This window comes from uncultured Campylobacter sp. (assembly GCF_938017705.1).
GTDB lineage: Bacteria > Campylobacterota > Campylobacteria > Campylobacterales > Campylobacteraceae > Campylobacter_B.
In genome coordinates this window covers 1-6,696 of record NZ_CALIIS010000053.1, presented here as the reverse complement: position 1 = coordinate 6,696, position 6,696 = coordinate 1, and the positions used below count along the sequence as shown (strand labels likewise).

The following is a 6,696-nucleotide window of genomic DNA, read 5'->3' as shown; positions in this document are numbered from 1 at the left end:
TCCTGCCTAGCTTTATTCCGGATCATCTTTGGAATAAGATCATGAAGAAAAAGGATATCGCCGAGCTTGTCGATTACGTCTATAAAAACGGTGGCCTTGAGATAAGCGCGGAATTTTTGGATAATCTTAAAAATTTAGGCTTTGAATCCGCGACTAAAGCGGGCGTTTCGATCTCCGTTTCGGACATCATCGTGCCGAAGTCCAAAGCAAGCCTCGTCGAAGAGGCTAAAAAGCAGGTTAGAGAGGTTCAGAACCAATACGGCGCGGGCTTGCTAACCGACGGCGAGCGCTATAATAAAACGATCGACATCTGGACCAGCACCAGCAAGAAGCTAGCCGATGAGATGATGAAGATGATGGAGAAGGATAAGGACGGCTTTAACTCGATCTATATGATGGCTGATAGCGGCGCGCGAGGTAGCGCGGAGCAGATCAAGCAGCTAGCGGGCATGAGAGGTTTGATGAGTAAGCCGGATGGCTCGATCATCGAGACGCCGATTACTTCAAATTTTAGAGAGGGTCTGAATGTAAATGAGTACTTCATCTCGACTCATGGCGCGCGTAAAGGTCTTGCCGATACGGCGCTAAAGACCGCAAATGCGGGATATCTAACGCGAAAGCTGATCGACGTCGCGCAAAACGTCAGAGTTACGATGCACGACTGCGGCACGCACGAGGGTATCGAGGTTACCGAGATTGTAGAGAATGGAACGCAAATAGAAAGCCTAGCCGATAGGATTATGGGTAGGGTGCTAAGCTCGGATGTAATTGATCCGGTGTCGAATGAAATTTTATTTACCGAAGGCACGCTTCTAGGCGTTAATGAGGTACGCACCATAGTCGATGCCGGCATCAAATCCGTAAGCATCCGTACGCCTATTACGTGCAAGGCTGAAAAAGGGGTTTGTGCGAAGTGCTACGGTGTAAATTTGGGCGAGGGCAAGCTAGTAAAACCGGGCGAAGCGGTCGGTATCATCTCTGCGCAATCAATCGGCGAGCCGGGCACGCAGCTTACGCTACGAACCTTCCACGCCGGCGGTACCGCATCTACCGAGCAGCAAGATCGCCAAGTAATCGCCGATAAAGAGGGCTTTATCAGATATTACAACGTAAAGACCTATGAAAACGGCGGCAAAAATATCGTAATGAACCGCAGAAACGCTGCGGTACTTTTGGTCGAGCCTAAGATCAAAGCTCCGATTACCGGCAAGGTAAGCATCGATATAACCCACGACGACGTAAATATCACGCTAAAGGGTAAAAAAGAAGAATTTAAATATTCGATCCGCCGCCACGATCTAGCTAAGCCTACCGAGCTTGCGGGCGTAAGCGGCAAGGTAGAGGGTAAATTTTATATCGTCTTTAAAAACGGTGATACGATCCAAGAAAACGATAGCTTAGTCGAGGTTATCAAAGAGGATTGGAATATCCCTACGCGAATTCCGTTTGCAAGCGAACTTCGCGTCAAAGACGGCGAACCCGTGACCAAAAAGATTAAAGCGGGCGTAGGCGGCACGCTTAAATATTTCATCCTCAAGAGCGATTATTTGGAGCGCTTAAAGGATATTAAAAAAGGTCACGTCGTAAGCGAGAAAGGTATGTACGTAGTCATCTCCGATGAAAACGGCAGAGAGGCGATCCGCCACTATATACCGCGTGAATCGGTCATTACTTACGACGACAATACCGTAGTAAAAAGCGAAGATCTTATCGCCAAGCCTAAAAAAGACGATAGATTGATCATCGCCGAGTGGGATCCATATTCTATCCCTGTGGCTGCAGAGTGCGAGGGTAAGATCAGCTTTGAGGATATCGAGCCTGGATACACCGCTACGGAGCAATATGACGAGACTACCGGCCAAAGCCGTTTGGTCATCAACGAGTACCTTCCGCAAGGCGTCAAGCCGGCCATTATCGTAACCCCTAGCAAGGGCGAGCCTATCAAATATAACCTAGGACCGAAGACTGCGATTTTTACGAATAGGGGCGATCAGGTAGCGATTGCGGATATTTTGGCTAGGACGCCGAAGGCTGCTGCGAAATCAAAAGATATCACCGGCGGTTTGCCGCGCGTATCGGAGCTATTTGAAGCGCGCCGTCCGAAAAATACCGCGATTATCGCAGATATCGACGGAACCGTCCGCTTTGATAAAGCTTTGCGCGCGAAAGAGCGCATTATAATAGAGGGCGAGGACGGAACGAGCGCCGAGTATCTAATCGATAAGAGCCGCCAGATACAGGTGCGAAACGGCGAGTTCGTCCACGCAGGCGAGAAGCTTACCGATGGAGTTATCAGCTCGCACGACGTGCTTAGAATTTTAGGCGAAAAGGCGCTGCATTATTATCTGATAAGCGAAATTCAACAGGTTTACCGCTCCCAAGGCGTCGTCATCAGCGACAAGCATATCGAGATCATCGTATCTCAGATGCTCCGCCAAGTCAGAATCGTCGATAGCGGCGATACCCAGCTTATCGTCGGCGATCTGATAAGCCGCCGCAGATTTAAAGAGGAAAACGAGCGGATCGTCAAGATGGGCGGCGAGCCTGCGATCGCGGAGTCCGTGCTGCTGGGCGTAACTCGTGCGGCCGTAGGAAGCGATAGCGTCATTTCGGCGGCATCCTTCCAAGAGACTACGAAGGTTCTAACCGAGGCTAGTATCGCGGGTAAATTTGACCGATTGGAGGACTTGAAAGAAAACGTCATCCTAGGTCGCATAATTCCGGTCGGAACCGGTTTGTATAAAGACAAGGAAGTTAAACTTAAAAAATAATTTTGGGCGCAAGCACTAAATTTAAAGGATGAAACATGAATATGATCAACATAAATTTCGGTCTGTTGTTTATCAGGTTGGGGCTTGGAGTTTGTCTTTTAATGCACGGAATTTTTAAGTTCACTCACGGCATAGACGGCGTGAAATCGATGTTGGTAGCCAGAGGAATTCCGGATCTGATAGCTTACGGCGCATACGTAGGCGAGGTGCTGGCGCCAGCAATGATAATCATAGGCGTATTTTGCCGCATAGGCGCTCTGCTTGTGATCGCAAACGTGCTCATGATAATATATGTCCTACATACCCCGTTGAGCGCGCTTACCGGCGTGGGCGGATTTGAGCTGGAAATCGTATATCTGTATCTTTCTGCTGCGATCTGTTTAGTGATCTGCGGCGGCGGAGAGTTTGTACTGATTAGAGATTAAAATTTAGTTAAATTTACGTTTCTGTAAGTTTAAACAAAGTATAATCCAAATCTTTTTGAATAAATTTTTGTGAAAGGAAAGATGTGCCAACCATAAATCAATTGGTCAGAAAAGAGCGCAAGAAGCTTACCGAGAAATCGAAGTCTCCGGCGCTAAAGAATTGCCCTCAACGAAGAGGAGTTTGTACTAAGGTCTATACTACGACCCCTAAAAAGCCAAACTCAGCGCTTCGTAAAGTTGCCAAAGTAAGGCTTACTAGTGGATTTGAAGTCATCAGCTATATCGGCGGTGAAGGTCACAATCTACAAGAGCACTCCATAGTGCTAGTTCGTGGCGGGCGTGTAAAGGACCTACCGGGCGTTAAATATCACATCGTCCGCGGTGCGCTCGATACTGCAGGCGTTGCTAAACGAACCGTTGCAAGATCAAAATACGGTGCTAAACGACCTAAAAAATAGTTTAGCCTAAACAGACCGGCACTAGATTTTGCCGAGTTTGAGTAAAATTTTAAAATTTGAAGGAATAAAATGAGAAGAAGAAAAGCTCCCGTTAGGGAAGTCATGCCTGATCCGATTTATGACAGCAAAGTAATCACAAAATTTATTAATTCGCTTATGTTCGACGGCAAAAAGAGCGTCGCTACCGAGATTATGTACGGCGCTTTAAATTTCATCGACAATAAAGGCGGTGAGAAGAAAGGCATCGAAATTTTTAACGATGCCATTGATAACGTTAAGCCTTTGATGGAGGTAAAATCTCGTCGTGTAGGCGGCGCCACATATCAGGTTCCGATCGAGGTCAGGCCGGCTCGCCAGCAGGCTCTGGCTATCCGCTGGATTATCTCTTTTGCGAGAAAAAGAAGCGAGCGCACAATGATAGAGCGCCTGGCTTACGAGCTTATGGACGCCGCAAATTCTAAAGGCTCTTCGTTTAAGAAGAAAGAAGACACCTACAAGATGGCGGAAGCCAACAAAGCTTTCGCGCATTATCGTTGGTAGGAGGGCATCATGGCAAGAAAAACCCCTTTACATATGGTTAGAAATATCGGTATTGCCGCCCACATCGATGCCGGAAAGACGACTACGAGCGAAAGAATTCTATTTTTTACCGGTATGAGCCATAAGATCGGCGAGGTTCACGAGGGCGCCGCTACTATGGACTGGATGGAACAGGAGCGCGAGCGCGGCATCACGATTACGTCTGCGGCAACCACCTGCTTTTGGAATAATCATCAGATAAATTTGATCGACACCCCGGGCCACGTTGACTTTACTATCGAAGTCGAGCGCTCGATGCGCGTTTTAGATGGTGCGGTAGCAGTATTTTGCTCTGTAGGTGGCGTTCAGCCTCAAAGCGAGACCGTTTGGCGTCAAGCGAATAAATACCATGTTCCGCGCATTATTTTCGTAAATAAAATGGACCGCGTCGGCGCAAATTTCTATAATGTCGAACAGCAGGTAAAAGATAGACTAAAAGCTCATCCGGTTCCGATTCAAATTCCGATCGGCGCAGAGGATGATTTCAAGGGTGTTATAGATTTGGTTACTATGAAGGCGCTCGTTTGGGATGACAGCAAGGGTCCTTCTGCTCCTGAGATCGTTGAAATTCCTGCCGAGTTACGAGAAAAAGCACAGGAATATCGCGACAAGATGATTGAGGCGGTAGCAGAGACTGATGAAGCTTTGATGGAGAAGTATTTTAACGGCGAAGAGCTAAGCGTAGAAGAGATTAAAAAGGGCATCAAGAAAGGCTGCTTAAGCCTAAGCTTCTTTCCTATGCTATGCGGTACCGCATTTAAAAATAAGGGCGTACAGCCTTTACTAGACGCGGTCGTAGATTATCTACCTGCGCCTGATGAAGTGCCTGCGATTAAGGGTCAGTATGAGGACGGCAGCGAGGTTCACGTAAGTTCTACCGACGAGGGTGAGTTCGCGGGTCTTGGATTTAAGATTATGACCGATCCTTTCGTAGGTCAGCTTACATTTGTACGCGTTTATCGCGGCGTTTTGGAAAGCGGCAGCTACGTCGTAAATACCGGCAAGGGTAAAAAAGAGCGCATCGGACGCTTGCTAAGGATGCACTCGAATAAACGCGAAGAGATCAAAGAGCTATATGCGGGCGAGATCGGCGCCGTTGTGGGTCTTAAAGACACTCTTACGGGCGATACTCTAGCTAGCGAAAAAGATAAAGTAATTTTAGAACGTATGGAATTTCCTGATCCGGTTATTAGCGTAGCAGTGGAGCCTAAAACCAAAGCCGATCAAGAAAAAATGGGTATCGCGCTTCAAAAATTGGCGCAAGAAGATCCGAGCTTTAGGGTTACGACCGACGAAGAGAGCGGACAAACTATCATTTCGGGAATGGGCGAGCTACACCTTGAGATTATTGTAGATAGAATGCTTAGAGAATTTAAGGTTGAGGCCGAGGTCGGACAACCGCAGGTCGCATATCGCGAGACTATCCGCAAAACGGTCGAGCAGGAGTACAAATACGCCAAGCAGTCGGGTGGTCGCGGTCAATACGGTCACGTATTTTTGCGCCTAGAGCCTTTGGAGCCGGGCACCGGATATGAGTTCGTAAACGATATTAAAGGCGGCGCGATTCCGAAAGAATACATCCCTGCAGTCGATAAGGGCTGCCAAGAGGCGATGCAAAACGGCGTTTTAGCGGGCTATCCGGTCGAGGACGTGCGCGTAACGGTCTATGACGGAAGCTACCACGAAGTCGATAGCTCCGAAATGGCATTCAAACTCGCCGCTTCTATGGGCTTTAAAGAGGGCGCTAGAAAAGCGGGCGCCGTGATCTTGGAGCCTATGATGAAGGTCGAGGTAGAAACCCCTGAGGAGTATATGGGCGACGTCATCGGCGATCTAAATAAGCGCCGCGGACAGGTCAATAACATGAGCGAGCGCGGCGGAAACAAGATAATCGACGCGTTTTGCCCACTTTCGGAGATGTTTGGTTACTCGACCGATCTACGCTCTCAGACGCAGGGTCGCGCGACCTATTCGATGGAATTTGATCACTACGACGAGGTTCCTAAAAACGTCGGCGAAGAGATCATCAAAAAGCGCAACGGCTAGGCTTAACGGGCGCTAGGGTGCGGCGATAGCTTTATCGCCAACCCCAGGCGCTTCTTTAAATTTTAAAACAGCACTTAAATTTAACTCGCTTTACGAGCCAAAATTTAAACTCTCACTCTAGCTTCAAATAAAATTTCAACCCATAAGTTTAACTCCTGCCGATCGCAAATTTAGATCAAAAAATTTCAATTAAATTTAAAAATTCAAAACATAACTTAAAACGCGCTCATGATGCCGCATCTGTCGTTTTACTAGTGATTTCTTTCTTTCGCAGAGAAAGCACTCATGTCGTTATAGCGCTTTGATTTTTATTCACAGACAAAATCGCCGCAAGCGGGATCGCGCAAACGGGGCGAAATTTTACTTTCGGTGCAGCCTTAAGGCAGAGCGGCAACTATTATAGACCTATATCGGATC

Annotated in this window: 4 protein-coding genes and 1 pseudogene; all 5 read left to right on the top strand. The window is 47.7% G+C overall.

The window, feature by feature from the left end; genetic code table 11:
* A pseudogene (locus Q0605_RS02775) lies at window positions 1-2,771 on the top strand (DNA-directed RNA polymerase subunit beta'); the annotation flags it as partial.
* Window positions 2,772-2,806: 35 nt separating this feature from the next.
* Window positions 2,807-3,196, top strand: a complete 390-nt coding sequence (locus tag Q0605_RS02770; protein WP_298704025.1) for a DoxX family protein — start codon at window positions 2,807-2,809, stop codon at window positions 3,194-3,196.
* Window positions 3,197-3,279: 83 nt separating this feature from the next.
* Window positions 3,280-3,654 (top strand): 30S ribosomal protein S12, encoded by a 375-nt coding sequence (gene rpsL, locus Q0605_RS02765; protein WP_291939381.1) that lies wholly within the window; start codon window positions 3,280-3,282, stop codon window positions 3,652-3,654.
* A gap of 69 nt (window positions 3,655-3,723) precedes the next feature.
* A complete protein-coding gene (gene rpsG / locus Q0605_RS02760) occupies window positions 3,724-4,194 on the top strand; it encodes a 30S ribosomal protein S7 (protein WP_177386837.1) in 471 nt (156 codons plus the stop codon).
* 9 nt (window positions 4,195-4,203) lie between these two features.
* A complete protein-coding gene (gene fusA, locus Q0605_RS02755; RefSeq protein WP_298704022.1) occupies window positions 4,204-6,279 on the top strand; it encodes an elongation factor G in 2,076 nt (691 codons plus the stop codon).
* Window positions 6,280-6,696 lie beyond the last annotated feature (417 nt).